Source organism: Novosphingobium sp. TK71 (assembly GCF_055361505.1).
Map to the genome: position 1 here is coordinate 1,920,074 of NZ_JBSZKA010000001.1, position 26,150 is coordinate 1,946,223.

The following is a 26,150-nucleotide window of genomic DNA, read 5'->3' on the forward strand; positions in this document are numbered from 1 at the left end:
GATCTGCCGATAAATCAACGTTGCGCGGCGCGGGCGGACCGTCAATGGCTTTCGCGCCGCCGCGCTGCTCTCAGGCCGGTCCGGTGCTGCCCCGGACGATCAGTTCGTGCGGCAGCATCAGGTGCGAACCTTCTCCCCCGGCGGTGCGGCGGAATTGCGGATCGACGAGGATATCCACCGCCGCCGCCGCCATTTCCGCCTTGGGCTGGCGCACCGTGGTCAATTGCGGCCATGCCGCGCGCGACGAGGGCGCATCGTCGAACCCGCACAGGGACAGCGTTTCGGGAACGGCGATGCCGTGCTTCATGGCGGTGATGAGCACGCCCAGCGCCATGTCGTCGTTGGAGGCGAAGATCGCCGTCGGCCGGTCCTTCAGCGCCAGCAGCCGTTCGCCCAGCGCCAACCCGGACCGCGAGGTGAAATCTCCCCGCACCACGCTGGCCTCGTCGATATCGACGCCGGCGGCCGCCATGGCCGCGCGGAAGCCTTCCTCACGGCGGGCCGATGCGCTGTGGCTGAGCGGCCCCTGCACGAAGCCGATGCGGCGATGGCCGAGGCCCAGCAGGTATTCGGTCACTTCCCGCGCCGCGCCGCGATCGTCCATGCGCACCGTGCCGGAACCGGCGGGGGCCTTGCTGGGGGCGACCAGTACGGTGGGCAGCCCCGCCTCCGCGAAGATCGCCATCAGCGCCGCATCGTCGCAAATCGGCGGGGCGACTATCGCCCCGTCCAGCCGCAGCGCCGCAATGCTGGCGCGCACTTCAAGCGCCCAGTCCGGCGCGGCAAGGTCGACCGGCTCCACCACCAGGTGATAGCTGCGCGCGCGGCAGCCCATCAGGGCGCCGTGCTGGACATCGGCGGCATAGCCGGACACCGGATCGTCGATGAACAGACCCAGCAGATAGGAGCGCGAGCTTGAAAGGCTGCGGGCGAAGGCATTGGGCCGGTAGTCCAGCTCCGCCACGATCCGCTGCACCAGATCGCGCAGTTCCGGGCGGACATGCGCTTCGCCATTGATGACGCGCGAAACGGTTTTCGGCGAGACGCCTGCCCTTGCGGCGACATCCTTGATCGTCACGATACTCATGCCGCCACCTCCCTCGGCCGCCGGCACATGCCCGCGAACCCCGCGATCCCCGCATAGCACAGCGCCGGAAGCAGCAAGGCCGGAAGCAGGCCCGCGGCATCGGCGGCGGCCCCGGTCAGGATCGGAACCACCGCTCCGCCGACCACGGCCATGCACAGCCACATCGAGGCGAGCGGCGCCTGCCGGCTGTCCTGCGGCATCGCCAGGGCATAGATGGTGGGATACATGATCGCGTTGCAGAGCCCCACCGCGATCAGCGCGGCGGCGCCTGCCGCTCCGGGCAGCACGGTGGCAGCCACCGTCAGCGCGATCGCCGCCAGCGCGGCGTAAAGCAGCAGGCGCGCCTCGGCCATGCGCGTCAGCATCCACGCGCCCGCGAAGCGCCCGACCATGGCGCCGGCCCAGTAGAGGCCGACCAGCCTCCCCGCGCTGACCGGTTCCAGCGCCAGGCGTTCGGGCAGCATCAGCACGTTCGTCATCAGGGTTCCGATCGTCACTTCCGCGCCCACATAGACGAAGATCGCCGCCGTCCCCCATCGCAGCCGGCGATCGCGCAGGACGGAGAATATCTGCCGCGACCAGTCCGGCGGGAGCATCCTGCCCGCGCCGGCAGGCGCCGCCGACAGCAGGGCGCGGTGGCCGACATAGAGGGCCGACAGCACCGCCAGCACCGCGCCGATCGCCACGAACGGGACGGATGCCGTTCCGCCGCCCCGATCCCCCGGCGTGATGTTCGCCAGCAGGAACGGCGCGCTCAGCACGGGGCCCAGCACCGTGCCCAGGGAATTGAAGCCCTGCAGCAGGTTGAGCCGCACCGCCGCCCCGCGAGACGGCCCGATCACCGTGACCACGGTGTTGGACGCGATCTGCAGGACCGTCTGCCCCGCCGAAAGCAGCAGCAGCGCGCCCAGTACCAGCAGGAACTGCCGCATCCCCTGCGCCAGCGCCAGCGACAGGCATCCCGCCGTCATGACCGACAGGCCGATGGCGATCGCCCGCATGTACCCGATTCGCACCACCGCCAGCGCCGCCGGTAGGGCGAACAGGAGATAGCTCGAATGGAAGGCAAGCTGGACGAGCAGCGCGCCCTTGTAGTCCAGCCCCAGCACCGCCTTGAGCTGCGGCACCAGCAGGCTGACGGATGCGCTCAGGAAGCCGCCGATGAAGAACACGCCGATCGAAAGCCAGAACAGCCGCCTGACGAGGGATTCCTGCGCATCGGACGGCAGAACGGGTGGGGCGGTGCGCGACATGTGAGGCATCTATGGCACTGCGCCCGGGATGGCAAAAGGACTGTTTCCCCGAAGACACAGCGCCGGCCTTATCCTGACCCAAGCCCTGACATCGATGTCAAATCAGGCTTGACAACGATGTCAGGGCTTGGGCATTGCACCCTCACAAGTAACAAACATTCGGGAGGATGACATGACGAGGCACGATCTCGTCGCGGGCACAGCGCTCGCGGCTTGCCTATTTTCCGTATCTGCCGCTCACGCCCAGGATGCCGCGGCATCGGCGCAGCAGACCGTTTCCGACAACGATATCATCGTTACCGCGACCCGCCGCGAAACCACCCTGCAATCGACCCCGATCGCGATCTCGGCCTTCAGCCAGGAAACGCTGACCAAGAACGGCGTCAAGGACGTGACCGACCTTGCCCGTTTCGTCCCCTCGTTGCAGTTCAACCAACAGGGCGACCAGTCGGCCGTGCTGCTGACCTTGCGCGGCATCGGCAACGACAGCGCCTATACCGAAGTGGCCGACCCCGAAGTCGCCATCTACATCGACGGCGTATACTCGCCGCGCTCGCAGGGCGCATCGGTGCTGATGTACGACATGGAACGCGTCGAAGTGCTGCGCGGCCCGCAGGGCACGCTGTTCGGCCGCAACGCCACCGTCGGCGCGCTCAGCCTGATCTCGGCCAAGCCCAAGCTCGGCGAATTCAGCGGCAACCTCGAACTGACCGCGGGCAATTACGACCGCTTCGGCATGCGCGGCGCGATCAACATCCCCGTCACCGATACGCTGGCCTTCCGCGTCGCCTTCGTCAGCGACCGTCATGACGGCTATGCCGATTACCAGGCCGCGCCCGACATCGTCGGCATCAACAAGTCCGCCTTCGTCACTTCGGGCAAGAAGTACTACGCGGCGGACCAGCAGTCGGGCCGCGTCTCGATGCTCTGGCAGCCGAGCGACCGCTTCAGCTGGAACCTTTCGGCCGAAGGTTTCCTCGACAACGGCGCGCCGGTCATCGGCCTGCTCCAGACCCCGCGCGCGGGCACCAAGCGCTGGTCCACGCTCAGCGATACCGCGCCTGAAACCGATCGTTACTCGGTCGCCGTGCGCAGCACGATGAACTACGACATCACGGACGGCATCCAGCTCAGCTACATCGGTGGCTGGTCGCGCATCGGCGGCAGCACCCGCACCGACGCCGACGCGGGCGCCCTGCCCCCGACCGGCCAGGTGGACGCGGACGGCAACGACCTGCCGCTCGGCGCCTTCAACGAGAACGCCACGCTCTCCTCGCGCTATGACTTCCAGAGCCACGAACTCCAGCTCAAGTCCACCGGCGAGAACGACATCGACTGGATCCTCGGCGCCTATTACAGCCACGAGAAGAACAAGATCCGCTTCGATATCGACCAGCGCAACGGCTACCGCGACGGCACCTTCAGCTGGGCGGGCAGCTTCATCCAGGCCAATCGCCAGATCGATAGCCGCGCCGTGTTCGGCCAGGCCGTGTGGCATGCGTCTGACTGGCTGCGCTTCACCGGCGGCCTGCGCTACACCTCCGACAAGAAGCAGGACATCGGCGGCCGTAACGTGACCTTCTCTGGCGAAGGCTGCACCGATGCCGACAAGGCCCCCGGCGGCACCTGCACCGGCGGCATCTTCGGCGCCTATCCCGGCGCCACCGCCGCGCAGCTGGTGGACCTGCTGCCCGGCTTCTCGATCTCGAACAACGACGTGAAGGGCAAGTGGGACAAGCTGACCTACCTCGCCCGCGTCGATGCCGACATCGCGGCCGACACCCTGGGCTATGCCAGCATCTCCACCGGCTTCAAGTCGGGCAACATCCAGGACAATGCCGGGCTGACCGATCCGGAAACCCTGACCAACTACGAAGTCGGCCTCAAGACCCGCCTGCTCGACCGGGCCGTGACGCTGAACCTGGCCGCCTACTATTCCGACTTCAAGGGATACCAGGTCAACCAGGCCGTCACCTTCCGCGACGATGAAGGCAATGTCGTGCGCAGCCAGATCGTGACCCAGAACGCCAAGGGCGCGAAGGCTTACGGCCTGGAAGCGGAAATGAATGCGGCCTTCACCGCCGCGGACCGCCTGAACTTCTCGGCCACGCTGCAGAAGACCAAGCTGGACGATCTGGAAAGCGTCGACGGTCGTCTCTACGACGGCGGCAAGGCCTCCTCGATCGTGCAGCTCAAGGGCAACGAACTGGCCCACGCGCCGCGCTTCTCGGCGACGCTGAGCTACGAGCACGACTTCGAACTGGCGAGCGGCGCGCGGATCACCCCGCGCTTCACCACGCACTACGAGACCAAGAGCTGGCTGAGCTACTTCAACGGCGATGCCAATCCCTTCGTGAATGCCAACGATCCGGCGGACAACATGCCCGACCGCGGCACCAACGGCACCTCGTGGGACAAGCAGAAGGCCTACTTCCGCTCGGACGCCTCGATCCGTTTCGAGCCGGCTGACGGCAAGTACTCGGTCGAAGCCTTCGTCCAGAACATCGAGAACGGACACATCCGCACCGGTGCCGGCGCCTTCGGCGCGCCGCGCTACGATCCGGTGTTCCTCTCGAACCTCCAGCCGCCGCGTACCTGGGGCGTCCGCGCCCGCGCGAGCTTCTGATCGAAAGCTGAAAGGACAGGACAATGACGACCGACTATCCCTCTTCCGGTCGCGTCGTCATCCTGGGCGGCGGCACGGCCGGATGGCTGTCCGCCGCCTATCTTTCCCGCACGCTGAAGATGGCCGACGTCACGCTGGTGGAATCCGGCGAGATCGGCATCATCGGCGTGGGGGAAGGCACTTTTCCCACCATCCGCACGACACTGGCCGGCCTCGGCATCGGCGAGGCGGAATTCCTCGCCCGTGCCGACGCCACCTTCAAGCAGGGCGTGCTGTTCGATGGCTGGGCCACCGGCAGCGACAGCTACTTCCACCCGTTCAACCTGCCCGTCGGCGGGGAGGACGAGGCGCTGCTGCCGCACTGGATCGGCGATGACAGCGCCGCGCGCCCGTCATGGGCCGATGCGGTCACCGTGCAGGAACAGGTCATCCGCGCCGGTCGCGCGCCGAAACGGGCGGAAGACCCCGATTTCTCCGGCCCGATGAACTATGCCTATCACTTCGACGCCGCCCGTTTCGCCGCCTATCTGCGCGACATTTCGGTGGCCGCCGGCGTTACCCGCATCGAAGGCACGGTAGCCGCGGTCGAGCGCAAGGACGGCAGCGGCGACATCACCGCCCTGATGCTGGCCGATGGCCGCCGGATCGAAGGCGATTTCTTCCTCGACTGCTCGGGCTTCAGCGCGCTCCTGATCGGGCGGACGCTGGGCTCCCCCTTCACGTCCTGCGCCGGCAGCCTGTTCAACGACCGGGCGCTGGCGATGCAGGTTCCCTACGCCGAGCCCGGCGCGCCGGTGCGGCCCTACACGCTGGCCACCGCGCACGAGGCAGGCTGGACCTGGGATATCGGCCTCAGCGAACGCCGGGGCGTGGGCTATGTCTATTCCAGCAACCACTGTTCGGACGACGAGGCGGAAACGACCCTGCGCCGCTATCTCGGCAGCGAGGGCGCCGCCCTCACCCCGCGCCAGCTTCGCTTCGAGACCGGCTACCGGGAGACCCAGTGGATCGGCAACTGCGTGGCGGTGGGCCTTTCCGCCGGGTTCTTCGAGCCGCTGGAATCGACCGGCATCATGCTGATCGAAGCCGCGCTGAAGATGATCGGCGAATTCCTGGTTCCCGGCGACCGTGGTGCCCGCGCGGCCGCCGCGCGCAGCTTCAACCGGCTGATGGCCGCGCGCTTCGAGCGCATCGTCCATTTCCTGAAGCTCCACTATTGCATCACCCGCCGTACCGACACCGCCTACTGGCGGGACAACGCCGATCCTGCCTCGATCCCCGAAGCCTTGCAGGACATGCTGGCCCAGTGGCGCCACCGCCCGCCCTCGCGGTTCGACTTCGTGGTCGATCTGGAGACGTTCCTGCCGCCGAGCTACCACTACATCCTTTACGGCATGGGCTTCGAAACACGGCTTTCCGCCGGTATCCGCCGCTACCCCGGCGCGCAGGAAGCGCGGGACGTCTTTGCCCGCGTCCGCGCCGCCCATGCCGGAGCGCGGGCCGCCCTGCCCGATCACCGCACCCTGCTCGAGCGCTATCACGCCCGTTCCGTCCCCCGCTTTTCCAAGGTTTCCCGATGACGATGAAGATTGCCGCCCTGCTTGCCGCGCTGACCATCGGCAGCAGCCTGACTTCGCCCGCCCTGGCGCAGCAGACCATAGCGCCCGCCGCCGCAACCGCCCCAACCGCCGGCACCGGCCAGTCGGCAGAGGCGCGCGCCGATGCGCTGGTCAAGGCGATGACGCTGGAAGAGAAGCTGCAGCTCGTCCACGGCTACTTCCCGCCGCTGGCCAAGCCCGCTGTGCCGATCGCGATGATCCCCTCGGCAGGGCACATACCCGGCATCCCGCGCCTCGGCATCCCGACCCTGCGTGAAAGCGACGCCAGCCTCGGCGTTGCCAACCAGATCGAGCAGCGCAAGGGCGACGTGGCCACCGCGCTTCCCGCCAGCATCGCCACCGCCGCCACGTTCAACCCCCGGCTCGCCTACGAAGGCGGCGCGATGATCGGCGCCGAAGCGCGCGCCAAGACCTTCAACGTGCTGCTGGCGGGCGGCGTCAACCTTACCCGCGATCCCTGGAACGGCCGCAATTTCGAATATCTCGGCGAAGACCCCCTGCTCGCCGGCGTCATGGTGGGCGAGCACATCAAGGGCGTGCAGAGCAATCACATCGTCTCCACCATCAAGCACTTCGCGCTCAATTCGCAGGAGACCGGCCGCACCGTGCTCGACGCGCGGATCGGCACCGCCGAACTGCGCGAAAGTGACCTGCTGGCCTTCCAGCTCGGCATCGAAAGCGGCCGCCCCGCCTCTGTCATGTGCGCCTACAACAAGGTCAACGGCGACTATGCCTGCGAGAACGACTGGCTGCTGAACAAGGTCCTCAAGCAGGACTGGGCCTACAAGGGCTGGGTCATGTCCGACTGGGGGGCCGTCCACTCCACCGAAAAGGCCGCCATCAACGGTCTCGACCAGGATTCCGGGCAGGAACTGGACGACCAGATGTTCTTCGACACCAGGTTTGCCGAAGCGGTGAAGGCCGGGCGCATCCCGATGGCCCGCCTCGACGACATGGTCCGCCGCATCCTGTTCGGCGTGATCGACAGCGGGCTGATGGACAATCCCGTTCCCGAGAGCGCCCAGCCCATCGACTATGCCGCCCATGCCCTCGTCGCCCAGCGCGCAGCGGAGGAAGGGATCGTCCTGCTCAAGAACCAGGGCAACCTGCTGCCGCTGGCCAAGACGGCGAAGAAGATCGTGCTGATCGGCGCCCATGCCGATGTGGGCGTGCTTTCCGGCGGCGGTTCCTCGCAGGTCCGCTCGGTGGGCGGCGCGCCGGTCGAGATTCCTTTGACCGAAGGCGCGGCCGCCTCCTTCGCGCGGATCACCTGGCATGCCTCCTCGCCGCTGAAGGCGATCCAGGCGCTGGCGCCGGGGGCCAGCGTCACTTACGTGGATGGCAGCGATCCCAAGGCCGCCGCTGCCGCTGCCAAGGGCGCCGACATGGCGGTGGTCTTCGCCTGGGCCTGGCGCACCGAAGCGCAGGACCCCGAAAGCATGGCCCTGCCGGACAACCAGGACGCCCTGATCGACGCGGTCGCAGGCGCCAACAGGAAGACGCTGGTGGTCGTCGAAGCGGGCGGGCCGGTGCTGATGCCCTGGGTCAACCGCGTGCCCGCGATCCTGCACGCCTGGTATCCCGGCCAGCGCGGCGGCGAGGCCATCGCCAATATCCTGTTCGGCGATGTCGATCCCTCGGGCCGCCTGCCCATCACCTTCCCGGCCAGCATCGCGCAGGCGCCGCGCCCGCAGCCGCTCGGCCTTGCCGAACTCCACGCCGCCGATGCCCGCCGCAGTGCCGGGGACAAGACCGTCTACGGCATGAGCGGCGGCGTCGCTCCCTTCCCGGTGGACTACCCCGAAGGCGCCGATGTCGGCTATCGCTGGTATGCGGCAAGGAACGAGAAGCCGCTGTTCCCCTTCGGCCATGGCCTCACCTACACCAGCTTCCGCTACGCCGGCCTCAAGGTCACCGATGGCGCGAGGCTGACCGTCGAGTTCGACGTGACCAACAGCGGCAAGCGCGAAGGCGCCGACGTGCCGCAGCTCTATGTCGAGGCGAAGAGCGCTGCGGGCACCCGGGCCTATCGCCTCGCCGGGTTCGAGAAGGTCTGGCTCAAGCCCGGCGAGACCCGCCACGTCTCGCTGACCGTCGATCCGCGCGTTATCGCCCGCTTCGACAATGCGGCGCCGGGCTGGGTTCTCGATGCAGGCACATATTCGCTGCGCATCGGCCATTTCGCAGGCGACGCCGCCCTGGCAGGTTCTGCCCGCCTCGACCGGATGACGGCAAGGCCGTGATCGCCGACGCTGCCTGATAGCCACCCTTTGCAGGAGACTTCATGACCCGCCTTTCCCCCGCCGCTTCCCTGTCGATCCTTGCCCTGGCGCTGGCCGGTGCGGCGGGCGCGCAATCGCCCTCCCTGTCCGCATCGTCCGTGGCCAATCCCGCGATCTGGCCCAGGGTAAACGCCCAGCCCAAGCGCGATCCGAAAGTGGAGAAGCGCGTCGATACGCTGATCCGCGCCATGTCCGTGGAAGACAAGGTGGGCCAGCTCATCCAGGTCGACATCGGCTCGATCAAGCCCGCCGACGTGGTGACCTACAAGATCGGTTCCGTGCTGAACGGCGGCAACAGCGGCCCCTATGACGACGAATACGCCTCTCCCGCCAAGTGGCTGCAACTGGCGGACGAGTTCTACGATGCCTCGATGACCCGCAGCGACGGTCGCCCGAAGATCCCGATCATCTGGGGCACCGATTCCGTCCACGGCAACAACAACATCGTCGGCGCCACGCTCTTCCCGCACAACATCGGCCTCGGCGCCGCGCGGGACCGGGACCTGATCCGCAAGATCGGCGAAGTGACCGCGCTGGAAACCGCCGCCGCCGGGCTCGACTGGACCTTTGCGCCCACGCTGGCCGTGGTGCAGGACGATCGCTGGGGCCGCACATACGAAAGCTATGGCGAGGAACCGGAAATCGCGGCCGACTATGCCGGCGCGATGATCGAAGGCGTTCAGGGCAAAGTCGGCACAAAGGACTTCCTCGCCCCGAACCACCTGATCGCCACGACCAAGCACTTCCTCGGAGACGGCGGCACCGGCGGGCGCGACCAGGGCGACACGCGGGTTTCGGAAGAGGTGCTGCGCGACGTCCATCTCGGCGGCTATCCCGCCGCGATCGAGGCAGGCACCCAGTCGGTCATGGCCAGTTTCTCAAGCTGGAACGGCGAGAAGATGAGCGGCAATGCATCGCTCCTGACCGGCGTGCTCAAGGAACGCATGGGCTTCGACGGCTTCGTGGTGGGTGACTGGAACAGCCATGGGCAGGTGAAGGGCTGCACCAACGAGGACTGCCCGCAGGCGATCAATGCCGGGCTGGACATGTTCATGTATTCCGGCCCGGGCTGGAAGCAGCTCTATGAGAATACCCTGCGCGAAGCGAAGGACGGCACCATTCCTGCCGCCCGTCTGGACGATGCGGTGCGCCGTATCCTGCGCGTGAAAGTTCGCGCTGGAACCTTCGACCGTGGTCGCCCGTCGAGCCGCGCCGTCGCGGGCAAGTTCGATGTGATCTCCAGCCCCGCCCACAAGGCCATCGCCCGGCAGGCGGTGCGGGAATCGCTGGTTCTGCTCAAGAACGAAGGCGTCTTGCCGCTCAAGCCGAACGCCAGCATCCTCGTGGTGGGCACGGCGGCGGACAGCGTCAGCCAGCAGGCGGGTGGCTGGTCCATCACCTGGCAGGGCGCGGATCTGCCCAACAGCGCCTTCCCCAACGCCACTTCCATCTGGAAGGGCATCGAGGAAACCGTGAGCGCGGCAGGCGGCACTGCGACTTACGCGCCCGATGGCACTTTCACGAAGAAGCCGGACGCCGCCATCGTCGTCTTCGGCGAAACGCCCTATGCAGAATTCAAGGGCGACATTCCCAACCTCGAATACAGCCCCGGAGACAAGCCCGACCTTGCCATGCTCAAGCGGCTCAAGGCGGCAGGCATCCCGGTCGTCGCCGTGTTCCTTTCAGGGCGTCCGCTCTGGGTGAATGCCGAGCTCAACGCATCGGATGCCTTCGTCGCAGCTTTCCTGCCGGGCAGCGAGGGCGGCGGTGTGTCCGATGTCCTGTTCACCAGGGCGGACGGTGCCATCAATCACGACTTCAAGGGCAAGCTCAGCTTCTCCTGGCCCAAACGCCCCGACCAATACGTGCTCAACCGCCGCGATCCCGGCTATGATCCGCTTTTCCCCTTCGGATACGGCCTGTCCTATGCTGCTCCCGGCAAGGTTGCACGGCTCGACGAAACCCGCCCTGCCGACATGGCGCAGGCCACGCCGGGCGTGTTCTACGGGGCCGGAAAGGTGCCGCCGGGCTGGTCCATCGATACCGAACTGGTAAAGCAATCCGGAATGGATCGCCGCGCGCAGGAGGATGCCCGCCTGTTCACCTGGGCCGCCGGCTCGCCCGGCCGGGTCGCCATCGTCGCACCGCGCCCTCTGGACCTCTCGCGAGAGAGCAACGGTGAAATCAGCCTCGTCGTCCAGTACCGCCTCGGTGACCGTCCGGCCACGCCGGTAAGCATCGGCGTAGAGAGCGGCGGCAAGACCATCAGCGTGCCGGTCGGCGCAACCCTGGCCAAAACGGCGCCGGGCGAATGGGGCTCTTTCGCCATTCCGCTGCAATGCTTCGCCAGTCGCGGTGCCGACATGCACGCCCTGACCGCGCCGCTGGTGCTCTCGGCCACCGGGCCGCTGTCCATCGCCGTCTCCGACGTGAAACTGGACTACATTTCCATGCCGATGAACGCCTGCGGGGACTGAACAAAGGCCCCCTGCCCGCCCTTCCCCCGCGTCCGGCACCGCCGCCGGACGCGGGCATTGCCACGGCATCTCCCTGCCGTCAGCGGGAACTTGCCGTTGTTGCGGGACACGCCCGGTTGGCGTAACCGGCCCGCCTGCCGGGAACCGACGCTTGCGGTTCGCTTTGATGGGCTGATGCCCTTGTCGTTTTCGGCCGGTTCTGCCTCGACACCGCAGGCGCTATCGGGCTGTCGACTATCGATAGCGACTAAAACCTTGACATCAGAGGGTGTATACTTAACCTTACTTAGGTTTCAAGCCCGCTATCCTGATGATTTTCAAGGGTATTTCATGCCCAAGAACGCGCCGAAAGCCTTCGAGACGACACCGGCGGTCCTTTGCGCCCTGCTTCTCGGCCGCATCCAGGTCGGCATTTCACGAGCCGGCGACGGCACCTTGCAGATCCTGGCGGCACGTCTGATCCGCGAAAGCCTCATGGCCGCGCTCCGACAGGAAGGGCACGAATTCACTGACGAACGCTTTTTCACCTGGTACGCAGGCCTTGAAACGCTTTCGGATGGTTCACGGCCTAGTTTACGCCCGCCCAAGGCCCTCTGCCAAGCCATACTCACCGAATTCCGGCATAGCCCTTGGCAGGAACTGGCCGATGCCTCGGAGAGCCTCCTGAAGGCATTTCTGGCCCCCACCGACTTTCTGCGCGGCGGGGAACACGAAGATACGCATTCCGTCATTTCGGAAGCCCGCAGCCTTATTGGCGGGCTTGACGCCGCTGACGATGCCCTGCCCTTCGATCCGGTGCGCATGCTTTTCGCGGCGGCTGCGCGGACCGCGCGCTTCGCCCGTCAGGAAAGAACCCTCGATCTGATCGGCGGTATCGCGGTGGAACGCGAGGATTTGGCAAATTCGCGGTGGGCGCTGGATATTCTGGCCGGGGGCTATCTGGCCCCTCGCCACGGGCTCCCCGTCGCGATGCCGATCCCCGGGCTCGTCGTCTTGCCTCTCGCCCTTCCCGATCCGGACATGCCCGGCGCTGCAAATGCGGATGAGGCGGCAATTTCGGCGCTGCACGATGCGCTCTTCCGGCTCGACCGCTGGCTGGGGGACGCGGAAAGGGATGCCGCCCTGCTGCGCGCTCGCCTTCAGGATCGGCGCAGCAGCGGCCGTGCGCTTCAGCTGGCCCGAAAGCTGTCAGGGTTCGGAGCATTGAGAGGTCGCCAGATCGAGGAACTGCTCGGCGCTTCGCGGCCGGGTGTCGGCGTGATCGTGAACAGCCTCGAAGCTGCGGGGCTGATCGCCACCCATGCTTCACGCAACGCGGCGCGCCTTCATAGCTATGCGCCGGGAGATAGGGTTTCCGATCCCGCCGAAGTTTCGGGGCTCGATTCCTCCTCGCCAGACATCGAGGAATACGAGGCATCGATGCGCCGAATCGACGAACTGCTGAGCCGCTCCTCCTTCGGCGAATAGTCCGACCGGGCAAAGACCGCACGATGCCCTGGCAGTTCGATCCTACAGAGGTGGTTGTCCGAAACGGCTTTGATAACGGACGGTGTGCCGCAAAGGCGGTCTGACGCACAAATCCTGCCTCGATGCCCAGTTAACCGGTGATTTCGGGCCCGATGGACCGGAAAGCCGCAGAAATCTGCGGATTTGCAGGGCTCGCCGTGAGAACGCAGAAACGACACCTGGAGAGGGTTGGGGTGCGGCGAGGCTATCATCGCGCTGTACGGGCTTCTGAGGGCAAATTTCGGGGTATCTGTTTGCGGGCTGGGCGCGGTTGATTCGAATTTGAACCTCGTCTGGCGGTTCGGCGTCGATTTTGCTGCAATTCGGGCGGCCGGGGCGGATCTGATCCCTGAGCCAATTGAGCGACAACCTAAAATGAGGACGCGGGCTTCCACTCTGTGCGGCGAGTGCGGTGAGGGCCTCATCGTCGCCACGCGGTAAGGATCGCGCTTTTTTTTTTTGCGATTGCCGCGGCCGCCAGTGTTGCTGGCCTGCGCGGCCGGCAGTCCTCGCGCTGCGCCCTTCCCTCATTCAGTCCGAAATTGAACTTCGTTCTGCGTTAGAATCCTTTTTAGAAGGAATCATTTAGAAGGTTACGCGCGGCCGAACTGCGCGTGACTCGCGCAAGCGTTGCGAGTCGGCGAATTGGGGCATTCCCGATATGTCGTCTCTCCGTTCCTGAAGTGACGTTTGACGCGTTCCCGAAGGATCGGGTACCTGTTCCCGAAAGGTCGAGCTGGTGTTCCCGATAGGTCGAAGCATGGCGACAGGGCGTTCCCGGTGTGTCGAAACCCCGGAAAACCGTGGCTCAATTGAATCAGTTTTTCCGGGGGTCACCTGATAAAGGTTCAAAGCACTGCTCGTGCGCTGCATTCGGCAGGTTCACGCCGAGCGGTTCATCGCAGAACGCGACACTTCGGGAACGCCTCCCCTGCGAACCCCTGTTTCCCGGAACGGGAGGCGTTCCTGCGAGCGAGATGATCTGGCCTGCACTGTTCGCCCCTCAGCGTTTGGTTGGGGCCGCTGGATAGGGGCGCGGCAAGCAAGTGCGCACGTGAAGCAGGAATGTCGCCGCGGTGCGGGAAGGGTCAGCGGGCCCGGGCATTCCCTTGAGGGCGGGTTCGGTAGAGAGACCGCCTGACTCGGCCTCCCACCCTGCCCTCTCGGAATCGGGATTTGCAGATGGGTTTTGCCTGCCGATGGGAAATTGGATGGGGATTTCGCAAGGGAGCGCCGCAGGGCTTCAGACCCGGACGGGGAGTGGCATCGGCGGGGCAGACCCGGCCGGGAGCCGGTCTTGGGTGTCACGCGGGCAAAGAAAAACCCCGGAGACCGTCGCCGATCACCGGGGCTGTCATGGATGGAGGTTCCGCCGTCTGGCCGAACGGGCGGCTAGCCGCGAAGCATCTGGCCATTCTTTTCGTGATGGCGCTTGACCCAGCCCACGAACGCACGCTGCCAGTCGGCGGGGGTTCGTTCCGGCGAGGCGGCGACCCAACGTTCGAACTCGGCGTGAAGGGCATGGAGGTCCCAGCCCGGGCAGTTCTGGCGAAGATAGGCGATGGTCTCGTCCGTCATGAAGCCGCGCGTGGCGGCATCGGAAAGACCGGAGACCGTGCGGCGGATGAGCTGCCGCGCATCGACGGCGGCCGGTTTCCCCGGGGAAACAGGTGCGTTGCCGGCATCCGGTGTAGTTGCCTTGGAGGCCCTGGTCTTTACCGAAATCTCGACTGGCGCCGCAGGTTCGTCGGCTTCGGCCGTTCCGCCCGGCAGCGCGGGCTCGGCCCCGCCCTTCCCGTCCACCCGCCGCATGCGGATCATGGGTTCGCCGTCCTTCGCCGTTTCGACGGACAGGGTATATCCCGGAAGTTCGTCCTTCTCGACGAGCTTGAGCATTTCGAACTTGAAGCGGCGATACTGCCCTTCGGCACCCGACTTTTCGAAAAGAACCGGCATGGTGATGGCAAAACCGCCCTCGCCTGCGCCGCCGGCATGCTTGCGGGCGACCTTGTAAAGCCAGCGTTCCCGCCCGCCTGTGATGTTGAAATAGGCGCGATCGATGGAGAGCACGCCGCCCTTCATCATCACGCCTTCCCAGAACCAGTTCGACAGTTCGATGGTCATGCCGCGCGAACGCTCCGTTCGTTCGTCGACCAGCTGGGTCCAGCCATCAAGCCAGGAGAACGTGGCTTCCCGGCGGTTCTCGGCACGGATATTGGTCTTGATGGTGGTGGCCACGAGGCGGTCCAGCGCCTGGCCGAGCAGTTCATAGGCACGGCCCGTAGTCGGGCGGCCGATCGCGCGGAGCAGGTCGTAAGGCATGAGGTGCAGCTTGCGGGGCACGTCGTTCACGCCGCGCCGGGCCATGTCGGCCAGCATGCTGGCACAGTAGATCAGGATATCCGCATCCCAGATCGTGGCCATGCCATAGTCCGGATTGGCGGAGACGTGGACCCACAGCTTGCCGTCCGGGCTCGTATAGTCGATCGGCTTCACGCGCTTGGACTTGGCGAGGCTGAAGAAGGGACGCTCCATCATCTCGCGCTGGTCGCGCATCGGCAGGTTGGCGATATAGGGGAGGAACAGGTCGAACTGTTCGGATGTCGTCTCTTTGTTCGGGCGACTCATCATTTCATTCCGACCGAGGGCCCATGCGAGGGCAGGTGACAGGGTATTCCGGACACGACCCGGCGATGTTTCCCCGGGGAAACAGGACGAGGCGGATTCGGGTGATTCTTGCCATAATGGCGAGGAGGGCAGGGCGGGGCAAATCGCCGCGAAGCTTGGTTGTGCAGAACTTGTGCGTGGTTTTTGGCGCGGTTTCACCGCGCCAGACTGTAGAAGCCGCTGCGGAAGCTGCCTGGAACGGCGCCGATCGCCGCAAGTCTGGCGAGATGATGTTTCCCCGGGGAAACAACCGGGGGGAAACAGGAGGCCGATAAAGAAAATGCAGGGACACCGGCCCCTGCATTCTCATGTTTCGGATCTGAAGTCGGCTTTCGAAAAAGCCAGACCGGGCAAAAGGAAATGCCCGCGAGGGCCGCCGGGATTTCCGGCGGCAGAAACAGGACGGGGCGCCGTCGCCCCGTTCCTGCCCCCATGTCACGTTTGCAGGCCCCGGCCTTCCTCGTCGAGCTGGACGAGCAGGGCCCGGACGGCGGTGAGCACTTCTTCGCGGCTCGCACCGGAGCCCGAATGAAGACGCAAGGTCACGCCCTGGCGGTTGCTTGACTGGACCGATGCCATGGGGCGGCCGTGCCTTGAGGGGATCACCACCGGCTCGGGCTTTGCCCTGTCCATTTCGGGAGCGGCGAGCAGGGCCTTGAGTACATCGGCAGCGGGCAGGGCAGGGCGACCGTCTGCGCGGCGGCCGGCCTGTTCCCGCGCCAGTCGGGTTGCTTCCTTGCGCACGGCGGCCGCCTTGTCCCGATCGTCCAGCAACTGGGCGAGGGGGTAGGCCGGCTTCAGCTGCACATCGGCAGGGGAGGCGAAAGCGGACAGGACGGCGTCCGGGATGCCCGCGACCTTGAGCATCTTGGAAAGCCAGCCCTTGGAGAGCTTGAGGCGTTCGGCCATGCGGGTCATGTGGTTACCGTAGTGATCGCGCAGGGCCTGGGCATAGTTGCGGGCGCGTTCGAGATCCGACACGTCCTTGCGGGCACGGTTCTCGAGATCGGCAAGCCGGAAGGCGGCTTCGTCATCAAGCTGGGCGACTTGCGCCACGAACTGCATGTCGGGGTAGGAATGCGCGCGCAGCCAGGAGATCGACCAGTGGCGGCGCGTGCCGGCGATCACTTCATAATCGTGATCGGCATCTCCCTCGACCCGGCGCACCACGGCGGGAACCTTCTGGCCCCCTTCGGCGACGATGGAGTCGATCAGTTCCTGGCAGGACTCCTCCGAAAGGTGCGCATAGCTGCGGGCGTTGCCCGGCCAGATGCGGACACGGGCCGGATCGAGGAGAAGCTGGGTCACTTGCCGCACTTCGCCGGAAGCGACGCGGGCCAGTGCGCTTTCGCGGCCGAGCAGGGTCGTGCCGCGGGTCCGTTCGGTGCGCAGGCGCGGTTCGGGAGCCGGGTCGGCGGCGGTAGTGGCATCATCCAGCGGCGTTTCGGCGGTGGACGCGACCTGGTCTTCGCCCCCCAGATCGTCGTCGGAAAGCAGCGCTGCCAGATAGTCGGATTGCTTGCGGGCCATGGCTTACCTCGAAGGACGCGCGAGATGGAGAGGTTTGAACATAAGGCGAACAAAGTCGCCGTCTGAGAGGTTTTTTCCGATGCAGGGCAGTGGCTTAGCCATTGACGAGAAGTTCCTCGTCAACCCGCTGCGAGCGGCCCCAGCTGGTGCGGACGAGCTGCTCGATCTGGCCCATGGCTTCATCGAGATTGGCCTTGCAGCGCTTATGCGTACGGGGCGTGCCGATCGGCTTTTCCAGTTCGTAGACGGTCATCATGCGCAAGGCCGCATGGCTGATCTCGGCGCTCTCCAGGATCGGCACGGGAAGCAGAGCCGGTCCGAAAGTCTGCTCCATGATGGTGCGGACCATGTCGTGGCTGGGATCGTTGCCGTCGAACTTCGAGCAGATCAGGCGCACGAAGGAATAGTCCACCGAGATGCCCGCGCCCACGAGCTGTTCGAGCACCTGATCCATCATCGACAGGAACTGTACGGTCGAGCAGAAGTCCGGCGTCGTGGCTGCGAGCGGAACGAGCAGGGCATTGGCTGCCTGCATCACCGCAAGCGAGATCGTGCCCAGTGCCGGCGGCGGATCGAGGATCACCACGTCGTAATCCCGCGCGAGATCCATGAGGCCCGCCTTGAGCTTGCGGAAGCGGGCGGCCAGAACGGACTGTCCGTCCGAACCCGCAGCCGCCAGTTCGTATTCCACATCGAACAGTTCGAGGTTCGACGGGATCAGGTCCACGTTCGGCCACGGCGTGCGCTTGACGGCATAGAGCAGGTCGGCCTGCGTCGGGTCGATCGAGAGATAGGGGTAGAGCGTCTCTTCGCGGGTGATGTTGAAATGCGGGTTGAAGCCGAACAGCGTCGTCGTGGTCGCCTGGCTATCGCAATCCACCACCAGCACGCGGTAGCCTTGCACCGCGAAATAGTGCGCGAGGTGCGTCGTGACCGTGGACTTGCCGACGCCGCCCTTGAAGTTCTGGACCGCGATCATGGCGGGAACGTCGAGCGGGGCACGGGCCGGCGAGGCGCCCAGCACTTCGCGCATGTGCAGCATTTCCTCGACCGTATAGCCGAGCCGGCGTCCGTTTCCGGCAGCCGGTGGTGGCGGCAGGCGTCCGTCGTCTTCGGCCATGCGAATGCGATTCGTGGAGCAGCCCAGCAGGGTCGCCGCTTCGGCGATTCCGAAACGGACATTGAGACCCTTGCGGCTTTCAGGCAGGAAGGCCTTGCGCCGCAGCCGCTCGATCATCTTTTCGCCGGCCTGAGCCATCTCGGCAATACGCTCGACTTGTGAATGCATGTTCTGCCCGCAATATACTTTTGAACGATTTTGCAGGTATATGCATGAACCGATGTTCAGTCGAGCACAAATACAGGAAACAGAATGCCGATTTGAACGGTCTGTGGATATTGAGTCTGCAACGGCATTCGCGGTGCTGAAAGTTCACCGCCTCGTCTGACGGGCTGCGCAGGTGTTCAAATCGCGCGCCAGCGCCTCACCATTGCGAATCCTCCGCGGGGCCTGACTCTTCCTGCCACTGCGTGAAATGCGGCAGGAGCTCCTCGGGAATCTCGGCCCGAAAGGCTGCGTCCATCGGATAGTGAGGCATGGCTTCGGCCACCGCGTCCAGCAATGCGAGGCCCTGAACGCGGTCCTTAGGGCGCTTGAGCGGGTTGCGCTTCGCCTGCGCGGCCATCCACAGCTTGTGAAGCGCGAACCAGCGCGGGTCCGGCGCAACGATCCGTGCCGGGGAACCATCGCGGCAACCCACCACCTGATCCACCGGACGGCCAAGCAGCAGCCATTCCTGTTCGGGCAGGGGAACCGGCCGGGGCTGGTCCCTTCCGCCGAGGGTGGCGGCACGCGAGGGCGCCACCAGCAGTTCCACTTCATAGGCGCGGGCGTTGCGCGCCTGGAAATCGCGCTCGGCATTGATCGTGAAAGTCGAATCCACCGCCTTGAGCATGTCCCATACCCGCCGCTCGTTCTCCTGCGCGGAGCGGGAAACCCAGGCGAGGTCGAAATCTTCCGTCTCGTCGGGCAGATCGATCCTGCCGTTGGCCTCGACCATGTAGGCGGCGATCGCATTGGTGCCCACGACCAGCAGGTGCGAACCGAGCAGGGCACGCCGGTCGCACTCGCGCAGGATCGGTCCGGCGTCAGATGACAGCAGCGGCAGACGAAGCGCGCGGTAGAGTGCGGCGCTTTCGGCAAGGGCGGGGCGGAGGCCGCGGATGCGCTCCTTCAGGGCATCCTTGCGCGAATGATAGTCATGGAATTCGGCTTCGCGTTCCGGCGTCAGCGGGCCGAGGCTCTTGCCGTTGCCGCCGCGATCGAAGATGCGGTAGAGATATTCGCGGCCGCTGACCGTCTTGCGCCGCAGATCGTAGGGAAGGGCGGCCAGGTCGCGCTCGGCGTCGATCCATACCTCGTAGCGCTGGCGCAAGTTTACCAGCAGGCGCGATTGTTCGTCACTGAAGGGGCGGATGCGGGGCATGAACGTTTATCCCACAAATATCGGATACGGTAAAGTTGTGGGATAAACGGCCAAATTCCAAGCTAATGAAGGCCTCCATTAGCGGCATTTCGGGCTGCGCGGGCTTCGTCCCTGTCGCGCTTGGCCAGGTAGAGCCGTGCATCTGCTTCGTCGAGGAGGATGGTGAGATCGTCGTTCCGGTCATTGGTCACAACCGTTCCGATCGCGGCGGAGATGGCGATGGTCAGGGTGCCGATGGTGAAGGGCTGCGCGATGGCCGAGACCAGGCGCTGGGCGAGAAGTTCGGCTTCCTCGCCCCGGTGCAGGCCATATTGTAAAACCGCGAATTCGTCTCCGCCGAGGCGGGCGACGATGTCGCCGCTGCGGATCGCGCCGCGCAGCCGGTCGGCCACGAACGCGAGCAGGGTATCCCCTACGGCATGGCCGTGTTCGTCGTTTACCGGCTTGAACCCGTTAAGGTCGAGATAGTGAACCGCAACCAGCCCGGAGGCCGAGATCAGCCGCGCGTTCTCGTCGAAGTATTCGCGCAGGGCCAGCCGGTTCGGCAGCGCCGTAAGGCTGTCGCTGCGGGCGAGCGTGACGGAGAGCAATCGCTTCACGGTTTCCGTCTGCACGATCTCGAAACGCATCGTCAGCGCCTGTATTCCACCCACGAGGTAGGCGGTGGTAACGAGCGCCAGTCCTACGTAGATCGGCGTTGCACGCGCAAAGGCCACCGCGATGCAGGGACCGGCGGCCGCAAGCAGGGAGAGCCCGGCAATCTGCGGACGCCGCCCGACACCTGTGACGACCCCTGCGCAGAATCCCATGACGACGCATATGGCCAGCATGTGTGCTTCGGGATTTTCGAGCGAAAAGACATAGGCGGCAAGCGCGCCGAGAAGAATCGCGAAGCCCACATAAGGGATTGCGAAGGCGACTTCGAGCCGCCGGGCCTCTCGGCTGTGAATGACGGCGGTCAGCACGCGCGCGCGCAAGCGCCGGGCCACTTCTATGCGCGCGGCCCATGTCAGGAGCGCGGCCGTTCCGATGACGAGGATCGTCCCATCGCCCTCCGCGCGGTAGATCAGCACGAAGAACATCGCGAAGACCACGAGCATGTACATGGCCTGTGCGATTGTCTCGTAGAGGCTGCGCACGAGTTCGACGTAGACCCTGTCCGAAAGGGGCTCGGCCGGATTTCCCGCGGTTGACGAAATCACGATCATCTCTCCCAGTGGCCTGCGCTCACGCTGGCGCGACGCCGACTTTATTGTTGTCCACGATCTACGGCATCGCGGCACCGTCTGCCAGTTTTGCCGAGGTGCTTTAACTTCCCGGTTCGGCTGGGTATCCCTGCCACATGAACCTGCGTCACATCGAGGTGTTCCATGCGGTCTACTCGACCGGGTCGGTGAGCGGCGCCGCGCGGCTGCTCAACGTCTCGCAGCCTGCGGTCACCAATCTCCTGCGCCATGCCGAGAGCCTCCTGGGGTTTGCCCTGTTCGAACGATCCCGCGGGAGACTGGTGCCGACCGCCGACGCGCACGACCTTTACGAGCAGGCGGACGAGATCCAGGGACAGGTATACCGGCTTCGCGAAACGGCGCGGAACATGCGGCGGGGCAGGGGGCGCACGCTGCGGCTTTCGGTGCTCCCTTCGCTGGGCATGGAACTGCTGCCCGCTGCGCTGGCCGGATATCTGGCCGGCCATTCCGGCGTTTCCATCGAACTCCACACCCTGCACCACGGCGACATGGCGGCCCGGCTCTATGAGCGGGAGACCGATGTGGTGATCTGCTACACGCCGCCGCGCGAATCTCCGGTGGCCAGCGTGCGGCTCGGCATGGGCGAAATGGTCGCCTGCTACCGCGAACAGGACATGCCGAATGCTCCGGCACGGCTGCCGCTCGGGGAACTGGCCGGCCGGCCCTTCATCTCGACGTTCGACAGCGGGCCGCAGGCATTGGCCATTGCCGCAGAACTGGAACGGCAGGGCGTGGAACTGGACGTGGCAGGGGCATCGCGGACCTATTTCGTTGCCGCGGCGATGGCCCGTGCGGGGCTCGGCGTGACCATCGTGGACCTTCATACTGCCCTGGCCATGAAGGGGCCGGAGATGGCGATGCGGCCGCTCGATCCGCCGCAGTCCTATGAAATTCACGCGGTTTACCTGGAGGCTCGCCCGCCTTCGCGACTGGCGCTGGATTTCCTCGATCATCTTGTCGCCGTCATGGCGGCGGCCGGCTGATCCGGCAGGGCTTGGCCTATAATCGCAGGCTATGGGTTGGCCGGATGTCGGTATGCGCGCCGGGCGGACGGGGCTGCTAATCATGCGCCAGTCCCACAGCAGCAACGATGGATGGCGTTAACATGATCTCCGGCCCCTTTCTTCTCTATATAGGCGACAAGCGTAACCCTCTCGATGTGAAGACCTCGCGCGGGTTGGCCGCGTTCCGTCCGCAGGACTGCATCGGGGAACTGCGTGAGCCGGATGGCCCGCTTTCGCTGGGGCTGCCGTGCATGACGGTGGAGCAAGCGGCGGCGGCAGGTGCGCGGGCGCTGGTTCTGGGGATCGCCACGAGCGGCGGCCGGCTTGAGGAGGCGATGATCCCGCATATTCTCGCTGCGCTCGATGCCGGGCTCGACGTGGTATCGGGCCTGCATCAGCACCTTGGAGAAGACGCCCGGGTGCGCGAGCGCGCGGCAGCGCTCGGCCGCAGGCTTATCGATGTCCGCGCCGCCCCGGCCGGGCTCAAGGTCGGCAACGGTGCACGGCGGTCCGGACGGCGCCTGCTTACCGTGGGAACCGATTGTGCGGTGGGCAAGATGTACACCTCGCTCCACCTCGTGGCGGCGATGAACGCGCGCGGCCTTCCCGCCCGCTTCCGTGCGACCGGCCAGACCGGAATCCTGATCGCGGGCGAAGGCGTGGCGATCGACTGCGTTATCGCCGACTTCATTTCCGGTGCGGCCGAGGCGCTTTCGCCTGCCCGCGAGGATACCGTGTGGGATGTGATCGAAGGGCAGGGGTCTCTGTTCAATCCCTCCTTCGCGGGCGTGTCGCTCGGGCTGCTTCACGGCGCGCAGCCGCAGGCGCTGGTCCTGTGCCACGAAGCCGCGCGTCCGCACATTCGCGGGTTGCCGCATATGCCGGTACCTGATCTCAAGGCCTGCCTCGAAGAGAACCTGCGCTGTGCCCGCCTTACCAGTCCCTCGGTGGAGGCGGTTGGCGTATCGATCAACGGGTCCGGTCTTGCGCCGGAGGATGCCGCCGATTTTCGCGCCCGGATCGAGGACGATCTCGGCTTGCCCTGCGTCGATCCGCTGGTGACCGGGATGGACGCGCTGGTCGATCGGATCGCGGCCGGTAGCTGGGCGTGATGCGCCGCCTTTCCGCCCGCGCCGATCGGCACCGTCTTGCGCAGCCTTTCGCCATCGCACGGGGCACGCGGGAGGCCATCGACCTTGTGACCGTGTCGATCGGGCAGGACGGAAAGATCGGGCGAGGGGAGGGCGCCCCCTCCGCCCGCTACGGCGAGGAGGCGCAATCCGTGCTGGCGCAAGTGCAGGCCATCAGGCCCGCCATCGAAGCGGGGCTGGACCGGCAGGGACTGCTCTCCGTCATGGCGCCCGGCGCCGCGCTAAACGCCGTGGACTGTGCGCTCTGGGATCTTGAGGCGAAACTGTCTGGGGTCGCCGTTGCCGACCGTCTTGGCCCTCTGCCCGGCGGGATCGTGACGGCCATCACCGTGGGTATCGACAGGCCCGAAGGCATGGCGGCGCGGGCCCGCTTCCTTGCCGGCGCGAAAGAGGCGGATGGTCCTGCGCCGCTGCTGAAGATCAAGCTGGACGCCGATGATATCATCGACCGCGTTCAGGCTGTGCGTGAGGCCGCACCGCTGGCCCAGCTCATTGCCGATGCCAATGAAAGCTGGGACATGGCCTTGCTCGAACGCGTTCTGCCGGCGCTGGCCGCCGCACGTGTCGAACTGCTGGAACAGCCCTTGCCGGCTGGCGCGGATGAACCGCTGGAAGGCTTCGCCTCTCCCGTTCCCCTTTCCGCAGACGAATCCGCGCATGTCGCGGCCGAGGTGGAGTGGCTTGCCTCCCGCTACGATTATGTGACCATCAAGCTCGACAAATCGGGTGGACTGACCGGTGCGCTGGCTCTGGCCGAGGCGGCGCAGGCAGCGGGAATGGGGCTGATGACGGGGTGCATGCTGTGCTCCTCTCTGTCGGTCGCCCCGGCATGGCATCTCGCCGCGCGCAGCCGTTTCGTCGATCTCGATGGACCGCTCTGGCTGGCAGCCGACCATCCGGGCGGGAGCGTACTGGAGGAGGGGCTGCTCCGTGCCCCAAGCGGTCTGGGATGGGGTTGGTAAGCGCCTGTCGTCGCTTCGATTGAAGTCGTTCCGACCTGTATTTCGTTTTGGGAGCCTTGCGCGCGTCTTGGCTCGCGGTGATCCCCATTCGGGACGTGTCATGCCTTTTGCGTGCCGGAAGCTCTCGCGTTCCGCCCCTTGCGCACGCGCCAGACCAGACCGATGTTCCGGATAAAAATCATTATAAATCATATTATTAGTCGGTAGTGACCGCGACGGCTCATCGCGTCCGCCGCCTGTAGGCCGCATCCCGCCATGGTTACCGGTTTCTTATCCCCGAAAGGCTTTCCCGGCGCCTGACACCTCTCTTGCGCATTCCTTCATGCGGCTGCCTCGCCTGCAAGCAGGCTGGTGCAGGCAATTGCCGCCCGATGGAGCCGCTCCGGCTCCAGTTCGGGATGCCGGGCGAGTCCATGTCCTTCATCTTTCAGCAAAAGCCCCCCCCACGCACCACTTTCCGCATCTGGAAACACGAACCTTAGGCAATGACGCGAAAATGACGGTTCTGGCATTCCTACCCCACCGCTCGCGCATCGTGCCGCAGGACAAGCGTTTGTCCCGGCGCCTGGGCCTCCTGCTGGCAGGGCTGCTTTTGCAGTCGGCACCCTGCCAGTCGGCCCAGGCGCAAATCCTGGTTCCCGTTCCCCAGTCACCCACGATCGACCGCGACCGCATCGACCGGCAGGATCCGAACGTGCCCCGCGTGCCGGCGCCGACCCAGGTTCCGCAGGCACAGCCACCCGTCGTGGCCGGCACGTCGAACACCCCTTCCAGAGGCCCCGGCGTGATGCTCAACGCACTGCGCTATGAAGGTTCGACACTGCCGAGGGCCACGCTCGACAAGGCCGTTGCCGCCTTCATCGGCGCGCCGCTCAATCAGGACAATCTTCAGAAGATCGCCAATGTCATCAGCGCGACTTACGCGCAGAGCGACATTGCCTTCTACGCCGTGACCGTTCCGCCCCAGGTGCCCACGGGCGGCGTCATCACCATTCGCGTGCTTGAAGGACGGATCACCGAGTACGCGCTGGACGGCAAGACCAAGAGCACGCCGACCCGGCTGATCGACGCACAAGTAAAGCGCCTGATGCGTGAAACGCCGACCCACAAGTCGAGCATCGAACGCACCATCTCGCTGCTGCGCGACATTCCCGGGCAGACGGTCCAGGCGAGCCTCAAGCCCACGGCCCGACCCGGCGAGCTCGCGCTCGACCTCAAGGTTGAACGCAAGCAGATCGACGTGACGCTGAACGTCAACAATGCGGGTGTCGTCAACGTCACCACCGGCGTCCAGTCGCAGGTCGGCGTCAGCGTCAACGGGGTGCTTCGCGAAGGGGACACCACCCGGCTTTCCGGCAACGTACCCTTCAACCCGGAGCGCTATCAGTTCTACTCGGTCAGCCATGCCACGCCGATCGGCTCGAACGGAACGACGCTGGGGGTGAGCGGTGCCTATGTCCGCACCAAGACCAAGGACCTCGATATTGTGGGCGAAGCGAAGCAGGCGGGGATCGCGATTTCGCACCCCCTGATCCGCTCCTATCGCCGCAATCTCTCGTTGAGCCTTTCGTTGGACGGCACCAACAGCAACAACTATTTCCTCGACACGACGTTCGGCGGTTTCAAGACGCGCGCGGTTCGTCTCGGTACGGTATGGTCGTCGATCGACAAGACCGGCGGCTATGCAATTTCGACGAGCCTCAGCCAGGGGCTCGACGGGCTCGGCGCGCGGCCGATCGAAGGCTATTCCGAAGCCGGATTCCGCAAGGCGAACGTTCAGATCACCGCGGTGAAGGAACTGAGCAAGACGATCTCCGTCAGGGCGACCGTGCGCGGGCAGTATACGCGCGACAAATTGCCGACCACGGAACGTTTCTCTCTCGGCGGTGACGGGGCGGGTATGGCCTACCGTGTCGGCATCATCACAGCGGACAAGGCCGCAGCAGGCGGGCTTGAAGTGAACTGGCGGGTGGCTGGGAAGCCGGCTGCCAGCGCACGGGGGCTCACCGTCTTCGCCTATACGGATGCCGCCTTGGCGCACAGCTATGCGAGGCCGGCTTACGCCCTCGCCTCCGAGAACGTCACGCTCGCGACGGCGGGCGGAGGGGTGAGAATCACGCCGATCAAGGGGTGGACGGCGAGCGCACAAGTTGCGGTTCCTGTCAAGTCTCCATATGAGTATTACAGCAAAAAAGCGCGCTTCTTCTTCAGCGTCAGTCGAACAGTCTGAATTGCGCTTTTGCGTGTACGCAA

At 65.6% G+C, this 26,150-nt stretch carries 16 protein-coding genes; 9 read left to right on the forward strand and 7 right to left on the reverse strand.

The window, feature by feature from the left end; translation table 11 throughout:
- Positions 1-70: 70 nt before the first annotated feature.
- Both ACXJ16_RS24330 and ACXJ16_RS24335 read right to left on the reverse strand, forming a co-directional pair.
- Positions 71-1,087 (reverse strand): LacI family DNA-binding transcriptional regulator, encoded by a 1,017-nt coding sequence (locus ACXJ16_RS24330; RefSeq protein ID WP_185999206.1) that lies wholly within the window; start codon positions 1,085-1,087, stop codon positions 71-73.
- A complete protein-coding gene (locus ACXJ16_RS24335) occupies positions 1,084-2,340 on the reverse strand; it encodes an MFS transporter (RefSeq protein ID WP_132469597.1) in 1,257 nt (418 codons plus the stop codon). Before ACXJ16_RS24335 ends, ACXJ16_RS24330 begins: the two co-directional genes overlap by 4 nt.
- Positions 2,341-2,512: 172 nt before the next feature.
- On the opposite strand from ACXJ16_RS24335, the gene ACXJ16_RS24340 reads away from it, so the two are divergent.
- The 5 genes from ACXJ16_RS24340 to ACXJ16_RS24360 all read left to right on the forward strand — a co-directional run bounded on the left by ACXJ16_RS24340 (position 2,513) and on the right by ACXJ16_RS24360 (position 12,811).
- Positions 2,513-4,966 carry a TonB-dependent receptor gene (locus ACXJ16_RS24340; RefSeq protein ID WP_463922403.1) on the forward strand — a complete coding sequence of 818 codons (2,454 nt, stop codon included), beginning with the start codon at positions 2,513-2,515 and terminating at the stop codon, positions 4,964-4,966.
- A gap of 23 nt (positions 4,967-4,989) precedes the next feature.
- Complete coding sequence (locus ACXJ16_RS24345) at positions 4,990-6,546, forward strand: tryptophan halogenase family protein (protein ID WP_132469598.1); 1,557 nt, start codon at positions 4,990-4,992, stop codon at positions 6,544-6,546.
- A complete protein-coding gene (locus ACXJ16_RS24350; RefSeq protein ID WP_054436399.1) occupies positions 6,543-8,828 on the forward strand; it encodes a beta-glucosidase family protein in 2,286 nt (761 codons plus the stop codon). Before ACXJ16_RS24345 ends, ACXJ16_RS24350 begins: the two co-directional genes overlap by 4 nt.
- A 41-nt stretch (positions 8,829-8,869) precedes the next feature.
- Positions 8,870-11,344 carry a glycoside hydrolase family 3 protein gene (locus tag ACXJ16_RS24355; protein ID WP_054436400.1) on the forward strand — a complete coding sequence of 825 codons (2,475 nt, stop codon included), beginning with the start codon at positions 8,870-8,872 and terminating at the stop codon, positions 11,342-11,344.
- A 174-nt stretch (positions 11,345-11,518) separates the two neighbouring features.
- On the forward strand, positions 11,519-12,811 hold the full coding sequence (locus ACXJ16_RS24360) for a MarR family transcriptional regulator (RefSeq protein ID WP_443486879.1): 1,293 nt from the start codon (positions 11,519-11,521) through the stop codon (positions 12,809-12,811).
- Positions 12,812-14,242: 1,431 nt separating this feature from the next.
- Here ACXJ16_RS24360 and ACXJ16_RS24365 read toward each other — a convergent pair.
- The 5 genes from ACXJ16_RS24365 to ACXJ16_RS24385 form a co-directional block, all read right to left on the reverse strand.
- Positions 14,243-15,478: a replication initiator protein A gene (locus ACXJ16_RS24365; RefSeq protein WP_463922405.1), complete on the reverse strand. Its 1,236-nt coding sequence runs from the start codon at positions 15,476-15,478 to the stop codon at positions 14,243-14,245.
- 474 nt (positions 15,479-15,952) lie between these two features.
- Positions 15,953-17,047, reverse strand: a complete 1,095-nt coding sequence (locus ACXJ16_RS24370) for a ParB/RepB/Spo0J family partition protein (protein ID WP_054436402.1) — start codon at positions 17,045-17,047, stop codon at positions 15,953-15,955.
- A 94-nt stretch (positions 17,048-17,141) separates the two neighbouring features.
- Positions 17,142-18,335 carry an AAA family ATPase gene (locus ACXJ16_RS24375; RefSeq protein WP_054436403.1) on the reverse strand — a complete coding sequence of 398 codons (1,194 nt, stop codon included), beginning with the start codon at positions 18,333-18,335 and terminating at the stop codon, positions 17,142-17,144.
- Between the two features lie 196 nt (positions 18,336-18,531).
- Positions 18,532-19,533: a GSU2403 family nucleotidyltransferase fold protein gene (locus tag ACXJ16_RS24380; protein ID WP_463922406.1), complete on the reverse strand. Its 1,002-nt coding sequence runs from the start codon at positions 19,531-19,533 to the stop codon at positions 18,532-18,534.
- A gap of 62 nt (positions 19,534-19,595) precedes the next feature.
- The gene (locus ACXJ16_RS24385; protein ID WP_082370256.1) at positions 19,596-20,741 is read right to left on the reverse strand and encodes a GGDEF domain-containing protein; all 1,146 of its coding nucleotides are present in this window, start codon (positions 20,739-20,741) and stop codon (positions 19,596-19,598) included.
- A 134-nt stretch (positions 20,742-20,875) separates the two neighbouring features.
- On the opposite strand from ACXJ16_RS24385, the gene ACXJ16_RS24390 reads away from it, so the two are divergent.
- The 4 genes from ACXJ16_RS24390 (at position 20,876) to ACXJ16_RS24405 (ending at position 26,127) form a co-directional block, all read left to right on the forward strand.
- Positions 20,876-21,763: a LysR family transcriptional regulator gene (locus ACXJ16_RS24390; RefSeq protein ID WP_463922407.1), complete on the forward strand. Its 888-nt coding sequence runs from the start codon at positions 20,876-20,878 to the stop codon at positions 21,761-21,763.
- Between the two features lie 122 nt (positions 21,764-21,885).
- Positions 21,886-22,896, forward strand: a complete 1,011-nt coding sequence (locus ACXJ16_RS24395) for an N-acetyltransferase DgcN family protein (RefSeq protein WP_185999211.1) — start codon at positions 21,886-21,888, stop codon at positions 22,894-22,896.
- Positions 22,896-23,897, forward strand: coding sequence for a dipeptide epimerase (locus ACXJ16_RS24400; protein WP_347812942.1), 1,002 nt, complete (start codon positions 22,896-22,898; stop codon positions 23,895-23,897). The genes ACXJ16_RS24395 and ACXJ16_RS24400 overlap by 1 nt, the downstream gene beginning before the upstream one ends.
- 496 nt (positions 23,898-24,393) lie before the next feature.
- Positions 24,394-26,127 (forward strand): ShlB/FhaC/HecB family hemolysin secretion/activation protein, encoded by a 1,734-nt coding sequence (locus ACXJ16_RS24405; protein ID WP_185999213.1) that lies wholly within the window; start codon positions 24,394-24,396, stop codon positions 26,125-26,127.
- Positions 26,128-26,150: the final 23 nt, after the last annotated feature.